The 23,238-nt window shown below is 74.5% G+C and carries 17 protein-coding genes and 1 pseudogene; 10 read left to right on the forward strand and 8 right to left on the reverse strand.

Annotated elements, in window-relative coordinates; all coding sequences use genetic code 11:
• Positions 1-63: 63 nt before the first annotated feature.
• From DNK56_RS31885 to DNK56_RS31895, 3 genes are all read right to left on the reverse strand, one after another.
• The gene (locus DNK56_RS31885) at positions 64-714 is read right to left on the reverse strand and encodes a DUF305 domain-containing protein (protein ID WP_111339225.1); all 651 of its coding nucleotides are present in this window, start codon (positions 712-714) and stop codon (positions 64-66) included.
• Complete coding sequence (locus DNK56_RS31890; RefSeq protein WP_111339226.1) at positions 711-1,361, reverse strand: DUF3105 domain-containing protein; 651 nt, start codon at positions 1,359-1,361, stop codon at positions 711-713. Before DNK56_RS31890 ends, DNK56_RS31885 begins: the two co-directional genes overlap by 4 nt.
• 97 nt (positions 1,362-1,458) lie before the next feature.
• The gene (locus DNK56_RS31895; RefSeq protein WP_111339227.1) at positions 1,459-1,875 is read right to left on the reverse strand and encodes a hypothetical protein; all 417 of its coding nucleotides are present in this window, start codon (positions 1,873-1,875) and stop codon (positions 1,459-1,461) included.
• A gap of 126 nt (positions 1,876-2,001) precedes the next feature.
• Between DNK56_RS31895 and DNK56_RS31900 the strand changes: the two are divergent.
• The 9 genes and pseudogenes from DNK56_RS31900 (at position 2,002) to DNK56_RS31940 (ending at position 11,558) form a co-directional block, all read left to right on the forward strand.
• Positions 2,002-2,827, forward strand: a pseudogene (locus DNK56_RS31900) (phospholipid scramblase-related protein).
• A gap of 111 nt (positions 2,828-2,938) precedes the next feature.
• Positions 2,939-4,615: an FUSC family protein gene (locus tag DNK56_RS31905; RefSeq protein WP_111339228.1), complete on the forward strand. Its 1,677-nt coding sequence runs from the start codon at positions 2,939-2,941 to the stop codon at positions 4,613-4,615.
• Positions 4,612-5,118: a MarR family winged helix-turn-helix transcriptional regulator gene (locus DNK56_RS31910; protein WP_111339229.1), complete on the forward strand. Its 507-nt coding sequence runs from the start codon at positions 4,612-4,614 to the stop codon at positions 5,116-5,118. Before DNK56_RS31905 ends, DNK56_RS31910 begins: the two co-directional genes overlap by 4 nt.
• Positions 5,119-5,461: 343 nt before the next feature.
• Positions 5,462-7,084: a sensor histidine kinase gene (locus DNK56_RS31915; protein ID WP_111339230.1), complete on the forward strand. Its 1,623-nt coding sequence runs from the start codon at positions 5,462-5,464 to the stop codon at positions 7,082-7,084.
• Positions 7,081-7,488, forward strand: coding sequence for a roadblock/LC7 domain-containing protein (locus DNK56_RS31920; RefSeq protein ID WP_111339231.1), 408 nt, complete (start codon positions 7,081-7,083; stop codon positions 7,486-7,488). Before DNK56_RS31915 ends, DNK56_RS31920 begins: the two co-directional genes overlap by 4 nt.
• The gene (locus DNK56_RS31925; protein WP_111339232.1) at positions 7,485-7,856 is read left to right on the forward strand and encodes a DUF742 domain-containing protein; all 372 of its coding nucleotides are present in this window, start codon (positions 7,485-7,487) and stop codon (positions 7,854-7,856) included. Before DNK56_RS31920 ends, DNK56_RS31925 begins: the two co-directional genes overlap by 4 nt.
• Positions 7,837-8,451 carry a GTP-binding protein gene (locus DNK56_RS31930; RefSeq protein WP_111339233.1) on the forward strand — a complete coding sequence of 205 codons (615 nt, stop codon included), beginning with the start codon at positions 7,837-7,839 and terminating at the stop codon, positions 8,449-8,451. Before DNK56_RS31925 ends, DNK56_RS31930 begins: the two co-directional genes overlap by 20 nt.
• Before the next feature lie 90 nt (positions 8,452-8,541).
• The gene (locus DNK56_RS31935; RefSeq protein WP_111339234.1) at positions 8,542-10,122 is read left to right on the forward strand and encodes a cytochrome P450; all 1,581 of its coding nucleotides are present in this window, start codon (positions 8,542-8,544) and stop codon (positions 10,120-10,122) included.
• Between the two features lie 95 nt (positions 10,123-10,217).
• Positions 10,218-11,558: a 6-phospho-beta-glucosidase gene (locus DNK56_RS31940; protein WP_111339235.1), complete on the forward strand. Its 1,341-nt coding sequence runs from the start codon at positions 10,218-10,220 to the stop codon at positions 11,556-11,558.
• An 8-nt stretch (positions 11,559-11,566) separates the two neighbouring features.
• On the opposite strand, the gene DNK56_RS31945 is transcribed toward DNK56_RS31940, so the two are convergent.
• The 5 genes from DNK56_RS31945 to DNK56_RS31965 are packed head-to-tail and all read right to left on the reverse strand — an operon-like array spanning position 11,567 to position 21,699.
• Positions 11,567-13,693, reverse strand: a complete 2,127-nt coding sequence (locus tag DNK56_RS31945; protein WP_241990152.1) for a hypothetical protein — start codon at positions 13,691-13,693, stop codon at positions 11,567-11,569.
• Positions 13,690-14,859: a VWA domain-containing protein gene (locus DNK56_RS31950; protein ID WP_111339236.1), complete on the reverse strand. Its 1,170-nt coding sequence runs from the start codon at positions 14,857-14,859 to the stop codon at positions 13,690-13,692. Before DNK56_RS31950 ends, DNK56_RS31945 begins: the two co-directional genes overlap by 4 nt.
• The gene (locus tag DNK56_RS31955) at positions 14,856-17,198 is read right to left on the reverse strand and encodes a DUF5682 family protein (protein WP_111339237.1); all 2,343 of its coding nucleotides are present in this window, start codon (positions 17,196-17,198) and stop codon (positions 14,856-14,858) included. Before DNK56_RS31955 ends, DNK56_RS31950 begins: the two co-directional genes overlap by 4 nt.
• Positions 17,198-18,322 (reverse strand): ATP-binding protein, encoded by a 1,125-nt coding sequence (locus DNK56_RS31960; protein ID WP_111339238.1) that lies wholly within the window; start codon positions 18,320-18,322, stop codon positions 17,198-17,200. Before DNK56_RS31960 ends, DNK56_RS31955 begins: the two co-directional genes overlap by 1 nt.
• Positions 18,319-21,699 carry a DUF4132 domain-containing protein gene (locus DNK56_RS31965; RefSeq protein ID WP_111339239.1) on the reverse strand — a complete coding sequence of 1,127 codons (3,381 nt, stop codon included), beginning with the start codon at positions 21,697-21,699 and terminating at the stop codon, positions 18,319-18,321. The genes DNK56_RS31960 and DNK56_RS31965 overlap by 4 nt, the downstream gene beginning before the upstream one ends.
• 300 nt (positions 21,700-21,999) lie before the next feature.
• On the opposite strand from DNK56_RS31965, the gene DNK56_RS31970 reads away from it, so the two are divergent.
• Positions 22,000-23,214, forward strand: coding sequence for an IS110 family transposase (locus DNK56_RS31970; protein ID WP_111339642.1), 1,215 nt, complete (start codon positions 22,000-22,002; stop codon positions 23,212-23,214).
• Positions 23,215-23,238 lie beyond the last annotated feature (24 nt).

Genomic DNA, 23,238 nt, shown 5'->3' on the forward strand with positions numbered 1-23,238 from the left:
ACGTCAGTACGGTCCTGATCCGGGCAGACCGGGCCCCGCCGTGCGACGGGGCCCGGTCCCGTCTCAGGAGGCGGACGCCCCCCGCTCCTTGAGCATGTCCGCCATGAGGGCGATCTCCGACTGCTGGCCCCGGACCATGCCGTCGGCCAGGTTCCGGATCTCCTCGGTCCCCGCCGACGAGGCCGCCGCGGCGGCCATGTCGGCACCGGCCTTGTGGTGGGCGGTCATCAGCCGGAGGAAGAGCACCTCCGCCTTTCTGCCCTCGGCCTTGCGCAGGGCGTCCAGCTGGGCGTCGGTCGCCATGCCGGGCATCAGCGCCCCGTCACCGCCGGGGGTGAAGGTGTGCCCCATCCACGCCATCGGCGCTCCGGGGGAACTCTTGGCCCGCCCCCACATCTCCAGCCACCCGAGCAGCATGCCGCGCTGGTTGGCCTGGGTGTTGATGATGTCGAACGCGAGCCGGCGCACCGCCTCGTCCGAGGTGCGGTCCCGGACGATGAACGACATCTCGACCGCCTGCTGGTGGTGGACCGCCATGTCGCGCGCGAACCCCACATCGGCCGAGGACTCCGCCGGTGCGGACGCCGCGGCGGACGCGGCGGGCGCCGACGTCGAGGGCCGGGCGAGCGTCAGCGCGATCAGCACCAGCGCCAGCAGCAGTACGGCACCGCCGGCCAGCAGCAGGGGCCGCGAGGTGCGGGGGGCGGACGTCACTTGGCGATCCCTCCCGTGCAGGCGGCGCCCGGCTCGGGGGTCTGCGCGCCCTGCACGTACTTGGTGAAGAACTGCGCCACCCGCGGGTCGTCGGCGCTCTTGACGGTGAGCTGCTTGCCCCAGGCGCTGAGCATCAGCGGCGCCGCCTGGTCCTCGATCGGGCTCATCAGGGAGTAGGGCGTGGACGCGACCCGCTCGTTCAGCTTCTTCACATCGGCGGGCTTCGCCTTGCCGGTGTACGTCACCCAGACCGCGCCGTGCTCCAGCGAGTGGACGGCGTTCTCCTTCGGTATCGCCTCGGTGTACACATCACCGTTGCAGTTCATCCACACCGGGTTGTGGTCGCCGCCGACCGGCGGGTTCATCGGGTAGTCGACGGTCTTCTCGACATGGTTCTGGGTGAGCTCGTCCCAGGTCTTCTCGCCGTCCACGTCCGACGTCATCACGGCGGCCTCCTCCTTGTCCTGCTCGTCGGCGGCGTTCATCAGATAGCCGCCGCCGGCGACGAGGCCGGCGACCGCCAGGACGCTGACCGCGATGGTGAGGATGCGGGCGCGGCGCTCCCGGGTGCGCTCCTGGCGGCGGGCCTCCTCCAGCTTGGCGCGGCGGGCGGCGGCGTTGTTCTTCTTGTTCTCGGCGGAAGCCATGACAGGGTCCTTCGGTTCAGCGGATCGGTGGGGGCACTGCGTACGGCACGAGGGGAGCCGCCGCCCCGGAAACGGGTACGGGAGATCCCCGGCCGTCCTAGATCCGCTGAACCTGAAGGCGTAGGGGGTCCACCTCGCCGACCGCGTCGTTCGAGGGGCCCCGGATGGACCGGCCGCCGGTCAGCGGCTGGGCCGGAAGCGTCGCCACGGCGGCCGAGGGCACCCCTGCCGGGGCCGGCTGGCCGGGCAGCAGGACGGGCGCCGTGTGCTCCGAGGTGCCGCGGCAGGAGTCGCCCACGCCCCGGCCGCCGGGGGAGTCGGCCACCACGGCGCGCACCCCGGAGAAGTCCGCCGGCGCGGCGGCCGACCAGACCCTGGGCTCGGGGCCCGGGTGATGCCGGCCGGACTGCGGGGAGCAGCAGGCGGCGAGGGCCACCAGGATGAACAGCCAGGCGAGCGCGGCCGGCGCACCGGTGCCGCGCAGCCCCTTCGCTCCCGCGCTCAGCCTGCTCATGCCGCACATCGTACGTGGCGCGTTGAACTTTCAAGCAGTGCGGGAGGGGACGGGTGCGGGGCCGGTGAACCTGTGGATCGACGGACGGGAGGTGCGATTTCGGCCATGGCGAGATAGTGCGCCCCGGTGACCACGCACTCGAACGTATCTGCGGGCTGATATTCCGATCCGCACGGCGCCCCCCCAGCTGCTGCGCTACTGGGACGGCTCCCGGTGGACCGACCGCACGCACCCGGCCGAGGGCGGCGGGGTCCCCGCGCAGCCGCAGGCCCCCGCGCAGGGGCAGGTGCCGCAGCAGCCGGCCGCCGTCCCGCCGCAGAGCGCCCCGCACCCGCAGGGCGGCGCCCCCGGCGGCGCGCTCTTCGAACAGCAGGTCCTGGTCGTGAACCAGAAGGCCAAGCTGATCGAGCTGACGAACGAGTACAGCGTCTTCGACCAGCACGGCGCCACCATCGGGTCGGTCGTACAGGTCGGCCAGGGCGCCATGCGCAAGGTGCTGCGCTTCCTCACCAGCGTCGACCAGTACCTCACCCACCGCCTCGAGATCCGCGACGCCCACGGGCAGCCGCAGCTGCTGCTGACCCGGCCGGCGAAGTTCATCAAGTCCCGGGTCGTCGTGCAGCGCCCCGACGGGCAGCCGGTCGGCGAGATCGTCCAGCAGAACGCCATCGGCAAGATCAACTTCGCCATCATGGCCGGCGGGCAGCGGATCGGCGCCATCAAGGCCGAGAACTGGCGCGCCTGGAACTTCGCGATCGTGGACCACAACGACGCCGAGGTCGCCCGGATCGCCAAGACCTGGGAAGGGCTCGCCAAGACGCTGTTCACGACGGCGGACAACTACGTCCTCCAGATCCACTACCGGCTCCCCGAGCCGCTGCTGAGCCTGGTGGTGGCGGCCGCCCTGACCGTGGACACCGCGCTCAAGCAGGACGCCCGCGGCCTCGGCTGACCCGCTCCGGTCCCGCACCGGCACCAGCGCGGGACCGGCCCGGGCGGCCCGTCACGGGCGGCCCGTTCCGGGCAAATGTTTTACAGGTGTAATACCTGTTAACGTATATGGGTGAGTGAGACAACCGCCAGGTCCCGCAGGCCCGCCGTCCGCAAGCTGCCGCTGACCGGCCCGCTGCGCCTGGCCCGGCCCTCCGACATGTGGTTCAAGCCCGCCACCAGCGTGGTCGTGGCCACCGCGATACCCAACCTGGCGCTGCTCGCCGTCGACCGGCTCGACCTGGTGATGTACACGATGGCGGGCTCGCTCTGCGCGCTCTACGGCCACCACCTCCCCTACGCGCGCCGCGCCCGGACCGTCGCCGGTGTCGTCCTCGGCATGACCGCCGGGCTCGCCGCCGCCCTCGTCGTCGCCTCGCTCACCACGTCGACCGCCCTGCTCATCGCCGTCGGCGCGCTCCTGGCCGCCGGGCAGAAACTGCTCTGCGACGCGACCCGGACCGGCCCGCCCGGACCGGTGATCCTCACCTTCGTCAGCTCCGCCGCCCTCTTCTCCCCCCAGACGCTCGCCCGGGTCCCCGGCCACCTCGCCCTCACCCTCGGCGCCGGAGCGGTCGCCTGGCTCGTCGCCGTCGTCGCCCCCGCCCTCGTCCGCCGCGACGGCCCCGAACGCCGCGCCACCGCCCGCGCCCTGGACGCCGCCGCCGCGCACGCCGCCGCCCCCGGCCACGCCACCCGGCGCGCCGCCGTCACCGCCGTCCACGCCGCCTGGCAGACCCTCGTCGCGGCCGGCCGCCCCACCCCGGCCCGCCGCGCCCTGGAACGCCTGGTCGTCCACGCCGAGACCACCGCCCTGACCGCCGCGCCCGACCCCACCGACGCCGGCCGGCTGCGCGCCTTGGCCCGGCAGACCCGCGCCCGCGGCCCCGTGCCCACTCCGCCGGCCACCACCGGCACCACCGCCGAACTCCTCGGCCTCGACACCGAACGCGCCGCCCGCACCGGCCTCCCGCGCACCCTGACACGCGCCCTCGCCCCCGGCTCCCCGCTGCTCCCGGTCGCCGCCCGCACCCTCGTCGGCTGCGCCCTGGCCGGATACGTCTGCTCCGCCGCGGGCGTCGGCCGCCCCTACTGGGCGATCGTCACGGCCGCCTCGCTCTACCAGGCCAACGTCACGCTCTCCTGGAACCGCACGCTCCAGCGCACCCTCGGCAACCTCATCGGCGTGCTCGTCTTCGCGGCCGTCCTGCCGGCCGCCCGGACCGCCCCGCTCGCCCTCATCGGCTTCTGCCTCCTCTTCGGGTTCGCCGCCGAGGCGCTGATCACCCGCAACTACTGGCTCGGCTCCGTCGCCGTGACCCCGATGGCGCTGCTCGTCCTGGAGTACGCGGGCACCCACCCGGCCGGCGAACTGATCGGCGACCGGGTCCTGGACACCGTCATCGGCGCCGCGGTCGGCTTCCTCGCCGCCGTCCTGGTCACCAACCGCCGCGCCACCGGCCGCGTCGAGCGCGCCCTCGCCGCCGCCGAGCACGCCCGCGACCATGCCGCGCGGACCCTCGCCGCACCCGAACCCGCCCCCGCCGCGCTGGACGCCGCCCGCCGCCGGCTCACCGGCTCCCTGGTCGAACTGCGCGAGGCCGACGACACCGCGGCCGGGGAGTGGTGGCAGCCGGACCTGCCCCGGGAGGCGGTGCTCGCGGCCGAGCGGGACGGACACCGTACGCTCGCCGCGACAGCGAAACGGCAGGGGCTGCTCGTCCCCGCCCAGGAGAACGGAGCGGTGTGACCGACGACATCGTGGCCTCGGTGGTCCGGCAGTGGCGCGCCGTCAACCCGGAGCTGGACACCGGACCCATGGAGCTGATCGGCCGCATCAACCGGTGCTCCGCCCTCCTCCAGCAGGCCGAGGACGCCCCGCTGCGGGCGGCCGGGCTGAACCGCGCCGAGTTCGACCTGCTCGGGGCCGTACGCCGTACCGACCGTGAACTGACCCCCGGCGAACTGGCCAGGGAGACCTTCTCCTCCGGGGCCGCCGTCACCAAGCGGCTCAAGGTCCTCCAGGAACGCGGACTGCTCGCCCGGCGCGGCGACGAACGCGACCGCAGGGTGACGTACGTGGGCCTCACCGACGAGGGGCGCGCCCTGGTCGACGGGCTGCTGCCCCAGCAGCTCGCGTACGAGCGCGCGGTGCTCTCCGGCCTCGACGCCGAGTCCCGCGACCGGCTGAGCGCTCGGCTCAGCGAGCTGCTGGTGCAGCTGGAGGGACGCATCGGCGGCGCCCGCCGCTGACCCCGGCCGGGCGCCCGTCGTGGACGCCCGGCCCCTGCATCACCCGTAAGAGCCCCTTCGATCACATGTGCCCTTTGGTCGCGTCGCGGGGCGATTCTTCCGTGTTCTTCCGGGCCGTCACTCCCCGCACACGCGTGAAGGCGGTGCGTGTAAAAACTCGTGAGTGTATTACCGCTGGAGCGCTCGCGCAGGGGGTTGGAGGAATGTGCGAAAGCACTGATTCGATCTGACTAAGCTCACGCGCTGTGCAACCGAGTTGAGATGAATTCGCGTGCTTGTTCCCTTCATGCACACAAGCGCCGAATCTCCGGAATACAGCCCGAATCAACCGCCAGAGGTTCAGATGGCCCGTGTTGAATCACCGCCGGCCGGACGGGAAGCCCCCGTCGCCCGCGCCCTGTTGCTACCCGTCGTCGTGATGGCGGGAGCGACCACCGCCGCCGCGGCGCTGGTCGCCGAGCCCGCGCGGATACCAGTCGTCTGGTGCGGAGTCTTCGCCACCGTCGTCGTCGCCGCGCTCGCCGTGGAGATCGCCCGCCGGGGCCGCACGATCCGCCGCCGCAACGCCGAGTACCAGCGGCGTCTCACCGCCCTGGAACGGCGCATCGCCGACCACGACGAGGAGACCGTACGCATCAGCAAGGAGCTGCTGCCGGCCGCCATCCACCGTTTGCGCGTGGGCAACTCGCCCGACGAGGTGCTGCGCGACGTGGTCGACGCCGACCCGGTCTACCGCCACCTCTCCGACCCGCAGCGCTCCCTCGTCTACACGGTGCTCGACATCATCGACAACGAGGAGGCGACCCGCGACTCGGCGCAGCGCGCCTTCGTCAACGTCGCCCGCCGCGTCCAGGCGATCGTCAACCGGCAGGCCAGTGAGCTGCGGGAGATGGAGGAGTTTCACGGGCGCAACCCCGACGTCTTCGACGACCTGCTCCGCATCGACCACGGCACCGCGCTGATCGGCCGGCTCGCCGACTCCATCGCCGTGCTCGGCGGCGCCCGTCCCAGCCGCCAGTGGCCCAAGCCCGTACCGCTGTTCAGCGTGCTGCGCGGCGCCATGTCGCGCATCCTGGAGTACCCGCGCATCGATCTGCACTCGATCGCCAAGGTCGCCATCATCGGCACCGCGGTCGAACCGCTCATCCACGCCTGCGCCGAACTCCTCGACAACGCCACCCGCTACTCGCCGCCGCAGACCCGGGTGCACGTCACCGCGGTCGAGGTGCAGACCGGCATCGCCATCGAGATCGAGGACGGCGGCGTCAGCCTCAGCGAGGAGGCCCGGGCCCGCGCCGAGAACATGCTCGCCAGGGCCCAGGCCGGCTCCAGCATGAACGACCTCGGCGAGGCCCCGCGCCTCGGCATGGCCGTCGTCGGACGCCTCGCCCGGATGTACGACCTCCAGGTCTCGCTGCGCCAGTCCGCGTACGGCGGTGTCCGCGCGGTGCTCATCGTGCCCCGCGCCATGGTCACCACCGGCCCGGCGCCCGGCATCGCCCACGGCATCGGCGCCACCTCGCGGCCCACCAGCGACATCGACCTCTCCGACCTGCAGCACGTCGTGCCGCCGCGCGGCAAGCGGCGCAAGCCCAAGCCCGCGGTCGCCGCCCGCCCCGCCACCGGCCCGGTCGTCTCCGGCACCGGGCCGGCCGCCCCGGCCGCCGCCCTGGAGGACGACGTGCCCGTCGTCACCGAATGGACCGCGGGCGGCCTCCCGCAGCGCCGCAGCCGGGGCCGCGCCCCGCTGGGTTCGCACAACCTCCCCGCCCAGGCCGCCGACCCCATGGCCGGCCGCACCAACGGCCACGGCTACGGACACGGCCCCGCCCAGGGGGGCAACAGCACGGAACCGCCTCCCGGCATCTGGCTGGAGGCGTTCACCAAGGCCGCCAACGGCGTGCCCCAGGAGCCCGGGGCGGACGACGCCCCCGACGACGCGTGGGACAAGGGAGATCAGCAGTGATCCAGCAGCGCGGCAACATGGACTGGATGCTCAAGGAGCTCGCCGACGACGTCCCGGACATCCACCAGATCGTCGTCCTCTCGGCGGACGGCCTGCGCATCGCCCAGCACGGCGGCGACCCCGACGTCGCGGACCGGCTCGCGGCGGCGTGCGCCGGACTGCAGAGCCTGGCGGCGGCCGTCGCCACCGAGATCCCGTACAGCGACGGCCGGATGCGGCTCGTCGTCATCGAGGTCACCGGCGGCTTCTTCTACCTGATGGCCGCGGGCACCGGCGCCTACCTCGCGGTGCTCGCCGGGGAGACAGTGGACGCCGGACACGTAGGCGCGCGGATGCGCGACATGGTCGCCCGCATCGGCGGCCATCTCACGAGCCCACCCCGCCACGACGGGCAGGCCGGATGAAGTCTCCCCGAAGAGAACGCCGGAAGGCGGACCCGGCGCTGAGCGATCCGGAACGGCTCTACGTCATCACCGGCGATCCCGACGACGGGGAGCGGGCCGCGCTCGACCTGGTCACGATGATCGTCTCGAAGTCCGAGCCGTCCCCGACCGTCCAGCCCGAGCAGGCCGTGATCCTGCGGCTCTGCCAGGCCCCGTTATCCGTCGCGGAACTCTCCGCCTACCTCAGCCTCCCGTTCAGCGTGGTGACCTCGCTCCTCACCGAACTCCTCGCCACCGGACTGATCGAATCGCGCGCGCCGATCGTGCGCGCGACCCTCCCGGACCGGTCCCTCCTCGAAGCGGTGATGCATGGACTTCAGAAACTCTGACACGATCACGGGCCCCCGCAGCGAGGACGTCCTGCCCACCACGGCCACCGCCGCGGTGAAGGTCGTGATCGTCGGGGGGTTCGGGGCCGGCAAGACGACCATGGTCGGTTCGGTCAGCGAGATCCGGCCGCTGACCACCGAAGAGACCATGACCCAGGCCGGGATCGGCGTCGACGACAACTACGGGGTGGAGAGCAAGACCGCCACCACCGTCGCCATGGACTTCGGCCGGATCAGCATCAGCGACGAGCTGATCCTTTACCTCTTCGGCACCCCCGGCCAGGAGCGGTTCTGGTTCCTCTGGAACGGCCTGTTCGAGGGCGCCCTCGGCGCCGTCGTCCTCATCGACACCCGGCGGCTCGAAGTCAGCTTCGACGTCATCGGACGCCTGGAGGAGCGCGGCGTGCCGTTCGTCGTCGCCATCAACACCTTCCCCGACGCCCCGAAGCACCCCGTCGAAGCGCTGCGCAGTGCCCTGGACCTCCCGGACGAGGTCCCGATAATCGACTGCGACGCCCGGCTGCGCGTCTCCAGCCGCGATGTGCTGATGACCCTGATGCGCTACCTGCACAGTCTGGCCCTCCCACGCGCCTGACCCGCCCGCGCACCCTCCCGAACCCGACCCGCGCGTTCCCCCACCGCGCCCTTGACCGTCCGGCCCCGCGGCCGGACTCCTGGAGCGATCGTGACAAGCCCCTTCCCCTACGAGCACGGCCAGGACACCGCGCCGGTCCCGCCCCCCGAATGCCCGGCCCACGGCCTGGGCGTCGGCCCCGGCGGACTGCGCCGGATGTACGGCCCCGAGGCCGAACAGGACCCGCACGGCCTGTACGAGAAGCTGCGCGCCGAACACGGCACGGTGGCCCCCGTCCTGCTGCACGGCGACGTGCCCGCCTGGCTGGTCCTCGGCCACAGCGAGAACCTGCACATGACCCGTACGCCCTCGCAGTTCTCCCGTGACTCCCGCCACTGGTGGGCGCTGCAGGACGGCACCATCGCCCCCGACCACCCGCTGGCCCCGCAGGTCGCCTGGCAGCCGATCTGCGCCTTCGCGGACGGCGCCACCCACGAGCGCCAGCGCGGCGCCCTCACCGACTCCATCGCCCGCATCGACACCCGCGGCGTCCGGCGCCACATCAACCGCTACAGCAACCGGCTCGTCAACGGCTTCTGCCGGGAGGGCCGCACCGACCTCGTCGCCGAGTTCGCCGAACGGCTGCCCATGATGGTCATGTGCGCCATCCTCGGCATGCCGGAGGAGTCCAACGACCGGATGGTGCAGGCCGCCCGGGACATGATCAAGGGCACCGTCACCGCCGTCCAGAGCAACGCCTACATGGTGGACGTGCTGAGCCGCCTCGTGGAGCGGCGCCGCCGCGAGCCCGCCGACGACTTCGCCACCTGGCTCGTCGAACACCCCGCCGCCATGAACGACAAGGAAGTGGCCGAGCATCTGCGGCTCATGCTCATCGTCTCCTACGAGACGACCACCAACCTGATCGCCAACGTGCTGCGCATGGTCCTCACCGACCCCCGCTTCCGCTCCCGGCTCAGCGGCGGCCACATGACCGTGCCCGAGGCGGTCGAACAGACCCTGTGGGACGAGCCGCCATTCGCCGCGATCCTGGGCCGCTGGGCGGTCGGCGACACGGAGCTGGGCGGCCAGCACATCAAGGCGGGCGACGCGCTGATCGTCGGCATCACGGCGGCCAACACCGACCCGGTGGTACGCCCCGACCTCAAGGCCGACATGGCGGGCAACCGCGCCCACCTCGCGTTCAGCGGCGGCCCCCACGAGTGCCCCGGCCAGGACATCGGGCGCGCCATCGCCGACGTCGGCGTCGAGGCGCTGCTGATGCGCCTGCCCGACCTCGAACTCGCGGTCGAGGAGAGCGAACTGCGCTGGGTCGGCAACCTGGTCAGCCGTCACCTGGCCGAACTCCCCGCCGAATTCGCGCCCCGCGCCCCGCAGGACGACCGCCGGCCGCCGTCCATGGGCAAGCCCACCGCCGCCCGCCGGGACTGGGAGGTCCAGTCCGCCGTACGGCACGCCGCCCCGACCCCGGTCCGGGCCCACCTGCCCTCCGACCAGGCCCACGCCCCCGCCCGCTCCGGCCCGTCCGGCGCGACCGCCACCGCCGACGGCTCGGCGGACGTGACCGGCGCGGCGGGCGAGAACGCCGCCGGCCTGGTCCCGCGCCAGCGCAAGCCCGGCGCGCCCGCCCGGCTCTGGAGCGTCGTCTCCCGCTGGTGGAACGGCGACTGAGACCCGGCCGCACCTTCGGGGCGGCCCGGTGGACGGAGGCTCCGGCCCCTCGTCACCGGGCCGCCCCGCGCCCGTCCCACGTACCATGCGGAAGCGTGAAGCTGACAATTCTGGGCGGCGGCGGATTCCGGGTCCCTCTGGTGTACGGGGCGCTGCTCGCCGACCACGCCGAGGGCCGCGTGTCGGCCGTCACCCTCTACGACACGGACACCGACCGGCTCACCGCCGTCGCACGGGTCCTCGCCGAACAGGCCGTGGGCATCCCGGACGCGCCGGCCGTCCGCGCCACCACCGACCTGGACGAGGCCCTGCGCGGCGCCGACTTCGTCTTCTCCGCGATCCGCGTCGGCGGCCTCGCGGGCCGGGCCGCCGACGAACGGGTCGCCCTGGACGAGGGCGTACTCGGACAGGAGACGGTCGGCGCCGGCGGCATCGCGTACGGGCTGCGCACCGTGCCCGTCGCCGTCGACCTGGCGCGGCGCATCGCCCGGCTCGCCCCGGACGCCTGGGTCATCAACTTCACCAACCCGGCCGGACTGGTCACCGAGGCGATGTCCCGGCACCTCGGCGACCGCGTCATCGGCATCTGCGACTCACCGGTCGGCCTCGGCCGCCGCATCGCCCGCGTCCTGGGCGCCGACCCGGACCTGGCCCGGGTCGACTACATCGGCCTCAACCACCTCGGCTGGGTACGCGGGCTGTACGTCGCGGGCCGGGACGAACTCCCGCGCCTGCTCGCCGACCCCGGACTGCTGGGCTCCTTCGAGGAGGGCCGGCTGTTCGGCCCCGACTGGCTGCGCTCCCTGGGCTCGATCCCCAACGAATACCTGCACTACTACTACTTCAACCGCGAGGCCGTCCGCGCCTACCAGGAGGCCGCCCAGACCCGGGGCGCCTTCCTGCGCGAGCAGCAGGAGGGCTTCTACGGCCGGATGAAGGACCCCGCGACCCCCGCCCTGGCCACCTGGGACCGCACCCGCGCCGAACGCGAGGCCACCTACATGTCGGAGAACCGGGACGTGGCCGGCGCCGGCGCGCGCGAGAAGAGCGATCTGGACACCGGCGGCTACGAACAGGTCGCGCTCGCCCTGATGCGCGCGATCGCCCGCGACGAGCAGGCCACCCTGATCCTCAACGTCCGCAACCGCGCCACCCTGGCCGTGCTGGACGCGGACGCCGTGATCGAGGCGCCCTGCCTGGTGGACGCCAACGGCGCCCGGCCCCTCGCCGCGGACCCGCTGCCCTACCACGCGGTGGGCCTGGTCACCTCGGTGAAGGCCGTCGAACGCGCGGTGCTCGACGCGGCGGCGAGCGCGTCGCGCGCGGACGCCGTCCGGGCCTTCGCCCTGCACCCGCTGGTCGACTCGGTCACCGTCGCCCGCCGCCTGGTGGACGGCTACACGAAGGCGCATCCCGGACTGGCGTACCTGGCGTAGCGCCCGGGTCAGGGGAGCCGGGCCGGGTGTACGGGGTGGTGCCCGTCCGGTCCCGCCCCCGCTCCCGACCCTTCGGCGGCGAGGAGTTCGCCGGTCACCAGCAGATGCAGCTGCGCCTCCAGCCAGGCGGCGACCCGCGCCGACCCGTCCGCCGCGGCCGACCTGCCCGGTCCGTCCGCGCCGGCCGCGTCGGCCGCCGGGGCGAGCACCGTACGGAGCAGGGCCGCCGCCCGCCCGAGCCCCGTCCGGCGCAGCGCGGTGGCGGCGTCGCCTATCCGGGCCAGGACCGGCCCGGACGGACTGCGCAGGCCCCCGTGGGCCAGCGCGGCCAGCGCCGCCACCGCCTCCTCCAGCGCGGCCGTCAGCGGGTCCGCCGCCCGCCGCGCCACCGGGGCCAGGGCAGCCGCCCCGTCACCGGGCGCGAGATCGGGCACCGTCACCCCGCCCGGCGTCAGCACGGCGATCGGGTCGATCCGTATCCCGCCGCCCTCCCGGACCACCGCACCGCTCACATGCGTGGCCCCCTGCCGCAGCGCGTCGGCCAGCGCGTCCAGCGCGCCGGGGCACCCCGGCCGGTACTCCGAGGCCAGCAGCGCGCGGTTCCCCGCCGCGTCCCGCACCACCGCCTCCAGGCGCTGCTCGCCGGCGTCGTACCCGATGTCCTCGATCCGGCACAGGGCGACCACGCGGACCGCCCCGGCCGCCACCCGGGGCCGGATCAGCCGGGGCGGCCGGCCGTCCCAGGAGGCGATGAGCGCGGCCAGGTCCCCGACCAGCAGCGGGGGCGGCAGCCGGGTCCAGGAGCTGCCGACCGGGGTGACCCCCGTGGCGCCGAGCCGGCCCCGGGCGATCGTCAGGGTGCGCCCCGCGGTGCGCCGGACACTCTCGCTGACGAGGGTGCCGGTCGCGAGCGCGCCCAGTGTGGTGGACAGCAGCCGGCGCCGCGCGAGCGCGTGGCCGGTGAGGCGCTGGGGCCACTCCCTGCGGAGCACCAGGACGGTGCCGGCGTGGGGATGCGCGAAGTACACCTCGGCGACCGGGGTCTCGGCGGGGCCGGTGATCCGGCAGCCGAGCGCGGTGAGCCGGACCTGGCGCAGCGGCGTCTCCGCGGCCTCGTCCGTGCCCAGGACGCCGGGCACGGCGGCGGCCAGCCGCCGGGCGTGCACCTCGGTGAGCAGGGCCGCGACCAGCTCCGGGCGGTGGGCGGCGCCCCGGTCGGCGTAGGCGGTGAGCTGCCCGGCCAGCTCCGCCAGGGCCGCGCCGGGCCAGTGGTACGCGTCGCGCGCGAGCGCCCGGCCCGCCCGGTCCACGGCCCCGGCGAGCACGGGCCCCGCCTGGGCGACACCGTCGAGCAGCAACTCCTCGACGAGGGCGCCCGCGACGTCCAGGCTGCCCGCGCCGCCGGACGGTGCCCGCGGGGGCGCCGGGGACTCGGCGGGCGGGGGAGCCTGCGTCGTCGTACGGCCGGGCGCACCGGCCTCGGCGACCCGCTCGCCCCCCACCCGGACGGTGGCCGAGCGCTCCGCCGGCTCCGCCGCCTCCGCGTCGGCGGCGCGGAACGCCCAGACGGCGAGTGCGACGACCTCGGCGCGCAGCGCGGTGGTGGCGTCCGTGGTGGCGTAGCCGATCTCGCCGGGCACCGGGAACCGCACCGTGCACGCGGGCAGTTCCACCCAGGGCTCGGGGCGCCCGGCGGTGGGCCGGTGCACCACGGCCTCGTAGCCCCGCCGCAGGGTGCGCCGGGCGGCGGCGACCGGGCGGGCACCGAGCGCCCCGGTGAGCGTGTCGTCGTCGATCGTGCCCGGCGACCACTCGACGGGTGGCCGGGGCGCCGGGGACGGCGCGTCGGCGGCCAGGCGCCGGTAGGCGAGGACGAGCGCGATCAGATGGCGGCACACCCCGGTCGCGGCGCAGTCGCACCGGCCGTCGTCCAGACCGGTGCCGGCGGGCAGCACGGCGGCCGTGCCGTCGGGGAAGACCGCCCGCACCGAGGCGTCGTCGCCGGTCGTCAGCTCCGGAACCGTGCCCGCGTCCAGGTCCTTCGCGGCGCGCTTGACGAGCCCCCGGTTGGCGAGCGCGGCCAGCGCCTCGGGGGTGAGGGCCAGCAGGTCTGCCCTGGGGGCCGGCGCGGTCATCGGCCCAGCCTCTCCGCGACGAATTCCGCCAGCCGGCCGGGCGTCATCGCCCCGACGCGTGCACCGGCCTCGGCGAGCCGGCCGGCCAGCTCCCGGTCGTAGTCCGGGTTCGCGTCCTCGTCCAGGGCGGCCAGGCCGAGCACGGTGGTGCCCTGCTCCACGAGCCCGCGCACGGTGCGGCGCAGCCGGTGGGCGTCGCCGCCCTCGTAGAAGTCGGTGATCAGCGCGACGATCGCGCGGCGCGGGTTCTCCACCAGATCGGCCGCGTAGGCGACGGCCCGTGCGATGTCCGTACCGCCGCCGAGCTGTACCTTCATCAGCAGTTCCACCGGGTCCGTCACATCGGCCGTCAGGTCGACCACGTCGCTGTCGAACGCGACGAGATGCGTCTTCAGGCCGGGGAGGCCCCAGAGGCAGGCGGCCGTGACGGCGGAGTGGATCACGGAACCGGCCATCGAGCCGGACTGGTCGACCAGCAGGATGAGCTGCCACCGCGTCACCTGCCGCCGGGTGCGCGAGTGGAAGTGGGGCCGCTCGATGAGCAGGCGCCGCTCGTCCGGCCGGTAGTGCGCCAGATTGGCCCGTACGGTCCGCCGGAAGTCGAAGTTCCGGGCGAGCGCGGTACGGCTGGGGCGGCGTGAGCGGGTGCCGTGGAAGGCATGCCGGACCCCGGGGCGGAGCCGGGCGAGGAGCTGCGCGACGACGGACTCGACGATGCGCCGGGCCGCGTGCAGCACCTGCGGGTTCATCAGATGCTTGGTCCGCAGCACGGCGCGCAGCAGCGTGGCGCTCGGTTCGACCCGCTCCAGCACCTCCGGATCGGTGACGATCTCCTCGATGCCGTACCGCTCGACGGCGTCCCGCTCCAGCCGTTCGACGGTCTCCCGGGGAAACAGCCGGTGGATGTCGTCGAGCCAGTCCACGGCGGTCACCGGGGAGGGGCCGGAGCCGCTCGTACGCGGGGCGGCCGAACCGGAGCGGCGCACGCCCCGCCGGGCGAGGTCGGGATCGCGGCCGTACAGCCAGTCGAGCGCGGCGTCCTGCCCGGTCCGGCCGGGCCCGAGCGGGCCCGTGTGCCGTTCGGCGGGCGAGCCGAGCACGAGACGCCACCGTTCCAGGCCGGCGTCCTGCGGGGAGCCGGGGTCGGGGGTGAGGGGCCCGGTCATGAGGGGGTTCCTCCGAGTCCGTAGCGGGTGAGCAGGCCGGTCACGCGGTTCTCCAGGGCTCCGGCGCGGGCGATCAGCAAGGGGTCGGCGGTGGTCCGCAGCAGGGCGCGCGACGAGCCCCGCAGCCCGCGCCGGGCCAGCAGCCGCGCGGCGATCCGCTCCCGCTCCCGTGGCGGGAAGAACGCGAACGCCTGCCGCAACGCGGGCAGCCCGGCCAGGAACGCCTCCTCGGACAACTCGCACAGCACCTCGTCCAGCACCCCGACGAGCGACGCGCCCCCACGGCCCGGACCGTCCGCGTCGCCGCCGCTCGTCAACTCGTCGCGGGCCACCGCGAACAGGCCGGCGAGCCAGTCGCCCAGGGCGTCCGCACCCGACAGGGCCACCGCCCGCACCGCCTTCTCCGGGGCGTCCGCCTCCGCCGGCCCCTCCGCGAGCACCTGGTGCAGGCCGAACGCGGCGCCCCGGACATCGAGGGGCGCCGCCGCGTCCCGACCGATGCGGCGGGCGACCGCGGCCACCACGTCCCGGCCGGTGGCGAGCAGGTCCGGGGCGTGCAGCACCGCGTCCCGGACCGCGACCACGGCGCGCAGCCGGGGCAGGTCCACACCGCCCGCGCCCCGCACGCCCTCCAGGAGCCACAGCAGCCGGTCCGTGGACCCGCTGATCACCGCGGCCAGCAGGGGACCCCGGGCGACCCCGTAGATCCGGTCGTGGCGCCACAGGCCCAGCGCGGTGGCCAGGACGCTGCCGAGCGGGCCCGCGTGGACCAGCACGCGCACCCGGGCGCCCAGGTCGGCCAGCAGCCGCGCGGACAGGCCGCTCACCCCGCAGAGCACCGCGTCGAACAGCACGGCGGCCAGCGCCCCCGCCTCCTCCTCGCGCCGGACCCGCTCGGCGAGCGACGCGGCCGCCGCCTCCTCCAGGGTCGCGCCGTGGGCGCCCGCCTCCACCAGAGCCGCGTCGCGCCCGGCCGCGGAGCGGGGCTCCCAGCGCTCGGTGAACACCGGATCGACGCCGTGGACCGGGCCCGCCGTCCGCTCGTGGCCGGGAACGCCGAGGACCCGCAGCCCGTGGAGCGCCCGGCTGCGCTCCAGGTCCCGGGCGTCCGTGAGGTCCAGCTCCACGGTGCGCGGCGCGCCGGACAGGCCGAGCCGCTCCAGCCGGGCCGCCACGTCGTGGACGAGCGGCGGGGCCGGGGTGTCGGGATGCAGCCGGCCGACGCGCCCGCCGCCGCAGGCCGCGAGGATCTCGACGACCACGGGGTGGGTGCCCTCGCGGAGCGCGCCCCGGACCGTCCACGGCAGCGGGCCGTCCAGATCGTCGGTGATCAGGGCGCCCGCCAGACCGTCCAGCACGTCGATCCGCGCCGTCCGGGGGTGGCCGCGCAGCGCCGTCAGCCCCTCCGTCAGACTGCGGGCCGCGACGAGGTCCGCCGTCGAGACCGGCACCTTGCGCGCCCGCAGCCGCTCGACCACCGCCCGCAGCAGCCGGTCCGCCGCCTCCTGCGGGCCCCGCTCCCACACGTCCTGGTAGAAGCCGGGGGACGGCATCCCCGACTCGTACCCGGTGAACGCGTCCAGCCGGCGGAACGAGTACGGGACGAGGAAACTCCCCGCGTCCGCCCCGGCCGGCGGCCGCGGTACCAGCGGCCAGCCGTCCGCACCGCACTCCGCGTCGCCCTCCCCGGCCGGGCCGCCCGCGGCCGCGAGCCTGCGCAGCGCGGGCTGATGGAAGCCGCCGGTCACCACCAGGACGGGCCTGCCGCCCGCCGAGGCCACCGCCGCCCGCACCCAGGACGCCATGTACGCCTCGCGCGCCCGGTCCCCGGCGTCCGCCTCCGCGTCGCCGCGCACCAGCGCGAAGTAGGCGTCGAGCCGTTCCGCGACGTCCTCGTCCGGCCCGACCTCGAACAGCCGGTCCCACAGCGCGTCCGGCGAATCCACCGCGAACCGCCGGCACAGCCGCTCCGCGGCCTCGGCGTACCGGACCTCCGCGTCGGCGTACCGGTTACCGCGCTCCGCGAACGCCGGATGCCAGGCGGGCAGATCGATGAAGCGGACCTCCGCCCCCGCCGCCCGGCCCGCCCGCAGCGCCACCCACTCCGGGGAGTAGTCGCACAGCGGGGCCCAGGACGTGGCCGCGCGCCGCCCGTCGCGGTAGTGGCTGAACACCGCGACGGGCAGCTCGTGGCCGAGGAGCAGTTCGTCCAGCCGGGCGTTCATCTCCGCCGGCCCCTCGACCAGGACATGGGCGGGGCGCAGCCGCTCCACCGTGCGCTCGACGAGCCGGGCGCAGGCGGGGGAGTGGTGGCGCACGCCCAGGAACACGGCGGTCATCAGCCGTCCAGCAGATGGCGTGCGTCGTACAGGGCCTGCCACTGCGGGGTGCGCCGGCGCCCCGCCTGCTGCTCCAGATAGCGCCGCAGCCGGGCCAGGTCGTCCGGGCTGTCCTTGGCCGCCGTGCCCGCGAGGCAGGCGACGACATCGGCCGCGTTGCCCGGCTCGCCGCGCAGATACCAGCCGCGCACCCCCACCGCGTGGGCCACCGACACCGCCTCCGCCGTGCTCATCACCGCCGTGGGCCGGTCACCGCCCCCGCCGCGCCCGTCCTGCGCCCCGGCGCCCGCCCGCAGTTCGCGGAACGTGGCGACCAGGACCTCCAGCACGTCCCGGTCGGGCGGCGGCTCCACACCGGAGTTCGCCAGCAGCCGGGCCACCTCGGCCTCCACGAGCTCCAGTTCGGTGTCGAGGTCGGGGATCGGGAACACCGTCTCGAAGTTGAACCGGCGCTTGAGCGCCGCGCTCATCTCGTTGACGCCCCGGTCGCGGGTGTTGGCCGTCGCGATGACGTTGAACCCCTGCCGGGCGAAGACCATGCCGTCCGGGCCGGGCAGTTCGGGGATCGCCACGACCCGCTCCGAGAGCAGCGACAGCAGTGAGTCCTGCACCTCCAGCGGACAGCGGGTGATCTCCTCGAAGCGGACGAGGCGCCCCTCCGCCATGCCGCGCAGCATCGGCGCGGGCACCAGGGAGCGGGGCGAGGGCCCCTCGGCGACCAGCAGCGCGTAGTTCCAGCCGTACTTGATCTGGTCCTCGGTGGTGGCGGCCCCGCCCTGCACGGTGAGCGTCGAATCCCCGCTGACGGCGGCCGCGATCAGCTCGGACAGCAGCGACTTGGCCGTGCCCGGCTCGCCCACGAGCATCAGTCCCCGGCTGGTCGCCAGCGTCACCAGCGCCCGGTCCACGAGCGAGGGATTGCCGACGAACTTCCGGCCGATCCCCGCCTCCGGGTCCCCGACGACGAAGCGTCGCGCGGCGCGCAGGCTCAGCTCCCAGCCCGGTGGCCGGGGATCGCGGTCCGCCTCCCGCAGCGCGGCCAGCTCGGCCGCGTACCGCACCTCGGCCGGCGGCCGTTGCACCCGCACCGCCGCTTGCGTGGCGGCCTCCTCGCGCACCGTCATGACGCGACGCCCTCGGTGAGCGCGGTCAGGTCCGCCAGGAGCTCGGACGTCGTCACCGCGTCCAGCTCGCCGAACCGCACGTCGTGGGGGCGGCCGTGCCAGTAGTCGGACGGGTCCTCGGCCAGCCAGACGGTCTCCAGGACCTGCTCCGGGAACATGTCGACCATCCCGACGGCGATGCCCTCGTCCAGGGCGATCACCAGATGGCGGTGGTCCGCCAGCCGCTTGGAGATCCACCGCTCCACGCCGTTGTCCAGCGGCGTCCCGCGCCGCCAGCCGAACCGCTCCAGACCGAGGAGCCGGCCCGTGGGGACCTTGATGCCCTCGAAGCGGGTCAGCCGGTGGCCGGCCGCCTCCTCGTCGGCCAGCGCGAACACCGGGCGCCCGAGCTGCGGGAACGGCTGCAGGATCTCGTAGTCCGCGAACACCTCCGACCAGTCGGTCACCGCCCCGCCCAGGTCCAGCGGGTGGGCCAGCCGCACGGACGCCCCCTCCGGCAGCGCGAAGGTGTCGTCCTCGACGTCCGCGAACGTCCGGTCCTCCGCCACCCGGAACGCCGTGGCCGTTCCGTCCGCCTCGCTCAGCCACACCAGCCGGCGCACCAGATGCCACATCAGCGGATGGCCGACGAACAGCTCGGCGAACTCCTGCGCCGTCCAGGACCGGCCCGCCACCATGGCGGCCTCCAGCCGGCGCACCTGGTCCGACGCGATCGTCCGGACGTCCTTCTTCAGCGCCATGAACCGCTTGCGCTCGGCCGGCGCCAGTTCGGCGTCGTCCCGGGCGCCCGGCTTCGGGAGGTCCTTGCGGCGCTTGCCGTCACCGTCCAGGACGTAGGGCCGCAACTGCTCGTCGAAGCCCACCGTGAACGTACGGCCGCCGTAGTCGATGACGGTGGAACCGTCCGCGTCCAGGCCCAGATCGGGCACCAGCCGGTCCGAGAGCTGTTCGCCCGTCAGCCCCAGGCCTGCCGCCACCTCGGCGATCTTCTCCGCGGCCCGCACCTTGAGCGCCTTGAACTTCACCCGCTGGGAGATCCCGTGCAGATGGAGCAGCGCGGTGTCGCTGCCGATCGCCGCCAGGACGCTCAGCCCCTCCACCGCGCGGTGATGGGCGCTCTCACCGGGCCAGGCCCGGATCACCGGCGTCAGCCGGCGCACCGTGTCGTCGTCGCCCAGCACGCCCAGCGCGTACAGCGTCCAGGACTCCTTGGCGGGCAGGAGCGCGCCGCGCCACTGCTCGAACAGCGCCCAGGCGAACGCGGCGGCCGAGGCCGGGTCCACCGTGCGCAGCACATCGGCGAGCCCCGGATACGGCTCGCCCGGCTTGGACAGGGCCAGCATCGTCACGACATGGCGGACCGACTCGTCCGGCAGGGCTCCGCCCGACGCGACCTCGATCTGCGGCAGCAGCACCGGGTCCGCCCAGTCCGGCAGGGCCGGCATCGTGGCGGGCAGGGCCCGCTCCAGCGGATCGGCGGCCAGCAGCGCGCCCACCGCCTCCGCCGCCCGCTCCCCGTACCCCTCGGCGGCCGTGCGGACCACCGTGTCGCCGTGCGAGGCGGCGATCAGACGCAGCGCCTGCTCGGCGGCGCGCCGGGCGGCACCGGCCTTGCCGACGGCGTCGGGCACCAGCAGCGGCGCCGCCCGGACGCCGTGCCGCTCGAACCAGGAGCGGGCCACCACGGCGGCGGACTTGAGCCGCACCGACCAGTCGGCCATATGACGGGCGATCCGCGCGTCGACGAACGGCAGCAGCAGCGGGGCCAGCCCGCCGGGCTGACGCGGCACCGCGCGCAGCAGCAGGGGCAGGGCGCCCAGGCCGAAGCGGGCGGCCACCGGCTTGAGCGTGTCGAGGCCGTCCCACAGGTCGGTCGGGTCCCAGTCGGCGAGCAGCGGTGCGACGAGCTCCTCGGGTCCGTGGACGTAGATCCACGCGGAGCGCAGACTGGGCTCGCCCAGCCCGTAGCGGGCCGAGATCAGCACCCGCTCCCAGTTGACCACCGACTCCCGCCGGGTGTACCAGCTTCCGGTGGCCGCCCAGTCCTCCCGCTCGCCGGCCCGCCACAACACGGCGGGTTCGTCCGCGGCCGTCAGGCCGGTGACCGCCGCGGGCTTGGCCTTGCTCCGGGGCCGGGTCCACGGCGGGCTGGTCAGCACGGCCGGCAGGGCGTCGGCGGGGGCGTCCGCGATGCGGTCCGCCGGGTGCAGCAGGGGTTCGACGATCTCCGCCAGGCCGGCGTCCAGCGTCGGCAGCACCTCCGCCACCAGGTCGCGGTGGGCGCCGATGTGCACGGGGAGCAGCCCGGCCGACGCGGTCGCCGCAAGGTCCGCCCGGTCGCGGGCGTCGGCGGCGAGCAGCCGCAGCGCGCGGACCGGATAGCGGCGCATCGCCTCCAGCAGCGCCGGGCGGCAGCTCTTGTCGTCCGAGTGGTCGAGCAGGGCGGTGAACGCCTCGTCCGTGGGGAACTCGACGAGCGCGTCGGCGATATCCCTCATCCAGGTCCCGTAGAAGCGCCCGCCGCGCAACTCCGCGACCAGCATGGGGGCCAGCGCCGAGCCGATGCCCTCGGCGGCGGTGGCGATCACGCCGGCGGTCCGGTCGAAGCCCCTGGTGTGGGTGAAGTGGGCGGCCTGTTCCGGTGAGTTCAGCGAGCAGAGGACGAGGGAGAGCAGACCGGCGTCGGTCGTGCCGGCGATCTTCGGGTCCGTGCACAGCTCGGCGACCCAGCCGGACTCGCTCGGCGCCAGAAAGGCCGTGATCGCGTTGCGCGAGGAGTCGGTGCGGCAGGCGGCGAGCGCCTCGACGGTGGCCCGGTAGGTCTCGTCGTCGGCGGCGGCGATCAGGGCTCGCACGCGGTCGGCGGCCGCCCGGCAGGACTGGCCGGTCGGGGTCCTGTACGCCTCGGTCCGCGCCTCCAGCCACGGGTCGTGGCGGGCGCCGCCGGACTGCCGGTAGTGCGCCTCGGTCATGAACAGCTCCACCGCGGCGCGGGCGGCGAACGGCAGTCCGTGCAGCCGGACCCAGCTGTCGGCCCAGGCGCCCGGCGGAGGCGAGTACATCCCGATGATGGAGGCAACGGCCGCCGCGCCGGCGGGCGACGGATCGCCGTCCAGATGGCGGCGGACCTCGGCGACGAGGACCGGATCGCTGCCCGGCGCGTCCAGGAACTGCCCGATCCAGGCCCGCTCCTCGGCCGTCCGGGCCGCGATCGCGTCGAGCAGTTCCGGGTCCACCCGGGCGGGGGCCCGCTTGATGCCGCCGCGCCGGGGGATGACCAGGCGCCGCCAGCGGTCCGGGAAGACGAAGGTGTTCTCACCGGCCCCCGCCGCCCCGGCGCGCGACGCACCGTTCTCGACAGCATGCTCGGTACCCACAGGACCGCCCCCGTTTCTCCCTGTTGCACCCGTATGTCACGGGCTTCTCGATCAGTGGTTCCACAGTAGAACCGACCACTGACATTGATGCTGATACTCAGGTCCCGGTGGTCGTGGCTCGACCACTGACTGACGCCCTGCTGGGCTGTCTTCGTGTTGTTCTGTCCGGCTGCCGGGACCCGTTCTCATGGCTCCGGCCGGGCGGAACATGACCTGATAGGAGCTTGGTCAGAAGCCCCCTCAATGTCCTGTCTGCGCCACCCGGCCGGCGCCTACCTTCGGCTGGAAGGCAGCATCAGCATGACATCAGCGGTCGCGGACGACACCACGGACAAGGTCGTGTTCGGCGGGGTCGATTCCCACGCCGACACCGTTCACGTCGCGGTCATCAGCGACAACGGCGGTCACCTCGCGGACGCCGAGTTCGCCACCACCGCCGCCGGATACGCCGCGGCCCTGGCCTTCCTCGGCGCCCACGGCCACGTGAACGCGATCGGAGTGGAAGGCACCGCCTCCTACGGGGCCGGCTTCACCCGCGCCGCCCGCTCGGCGGGCCTTGACGTCGTCGAGGTCAACCGGCCCGACCGGGCAGAACGCCGCCGCATCGGCAAGTCCGACCCCATCGACGCCTACGCCGCCGCCCGCGCCGCCCTGTCCGGACGGGCCTCCAGCGCGCCGAAGGACGACACCGTCACCGGCATACGCGCCCTGCACAACGCCGCCCGCTCAGCCGTCAAGGCACGCACCGCCGCTCTCAACCAGATCACCCACATCCTCGTCACCGCACCCGAAAGCATCCGCGCCAGGTTCGGGCAGCTCAAGGGCGCCGACCGGACCGACGCCCTGGCCCGGCTGCGACCGGCCGGGGACGCGGTCCACGTCGCGGTCCTCACCGCGCTGAAGAGCCTCGCCCGACGCGTCAAGGAACTCACCGCCGAACACCATGCCCTGACCCGGGCCCTCGACAGTGAGGTCACCGCCCACAACCCCGGGCTGCGGGCCGCCTACGGCGTCGGCCCCGACACCGCCGCCCAGCTGCTGGTCACAGCCGGAGGCAATCCCGAACGCCTGCGGACCGAAGCGTCCTTCGCCGCCCTCTGCGGAGCCGCACCCGTCCCCGCCTCCAGCGGCCGCACGAACCGGCACCGCCTCTCACGAGGCGGCGACCGGGCAGCCAACGCCGCCCTCTACCGCATCGCCCTGGTCCGCATGTCCAGTGACCCCCGCACCCGCGACTACGTGGCACGACAGACGGCCGCCGGCCGGACCAAGAAAGAGATCATCCGGCTCCTGAAACGGGCCATCGTCCGGGAGATGTTCCGCTGCCTGACCACCACGGTCACCGTCCCAGGCATCGCCGACCTGCGGCCTCTTCGGCAGTCGAAGAACATCACCCTCACCGCAGCGGCCCGCCACTTCGGAGTCTGGCCCGCCACGATCTCCACCCTCGAACGCGGAATCCGCCGAGACGACGACCTCGCCAACACCTACCGCGACTGGCTCACCGCCGCTTGACAGCCAATAGGAGCATCAACGGAG

It is taken from the genome of Streptomyces sp. AC1-42W (genome assembly GCF_003248355.1).
Taxonomy (GTDB): Bacteria; Actinomycetota; Actinomycetes; order Streptomycetales; family Streptomycetaceae; genus Streptomyces.

Bases quoted from the DNA above. Each gene is read 5' to 3' on its own strand.
- DNK56_RS31890 (WP_111339226.1), bottom strand. From the start codon at position 1,361: ATGGCTTCCGCCGAGAACAAGAAGAACAACGCCGCCGCCCGCCGCGCC.
- DNK56_RS31895 (WP_111339227.1), bottom strand. From the start codon at position 1,875: ATGAGCAGGCTGAGCGCGGGAGCGAAGGGGCTGCGCGGCACCGGTGCG.
- DNK56_RS31915 (WP_111339230.1), top strand. From the start codon at position 5,462: ATGGCCCGTGTTGAATCACCGCCGGCCGGACGGGAAGCCCCCGTCGCC.
- DNK56_RS31925 (WP_111339232.1), top strand. From the start codon at position 7,485: ATGAAGTCTCCCCGAAGAGAACGCCGGAAGGCGGACCCGGCGCTGAGC.
- DNK56_RS31930 (WP_111339233.1), top strand. From the start codon at position 7,837: ATGGACTTCAGAAACTCTGACACGATCACGGGCCCCCGCAGCGAGGAC.
- DNK56_RS31945 (WP_241990152.1), bottom strand. From the start codon at position 13,693: ATGACCGCGCCGGCCCCCAGGGCAGACCTGCTGGCCCTCACCCCCGAG.
- DNK56_RS31950 (WP_111339236.1), bottom strand. From the start codon at position 14,859: ATGACCGGGCCCCTCACCCCCGACCCCGGCTCCCCGCAGGACGCCGGC.
- DNK56_RS31955 (WP_111339237.1), bottom strand. From the start codon at position 17,198: ATGACCGCCGTGTTCCTGGGCGTGCGCCACCACTCCCCCGCCTGCGCC.
- DNK56_RS31960 (WP_111339238.1), bottom strand. From the start codon at position 18,322: ATGACGGTGCGCGAGGAGGCCGCCACGCAAGCGGCGGTGCGGGTGCAA.
- DNK56_RS31970 (WP_111339642.1), top strand. From the start codon at position 22,000: ATGACATCAGCGGTCGCGGACGACACCACGGACAAGGTCGTGTTCGGC.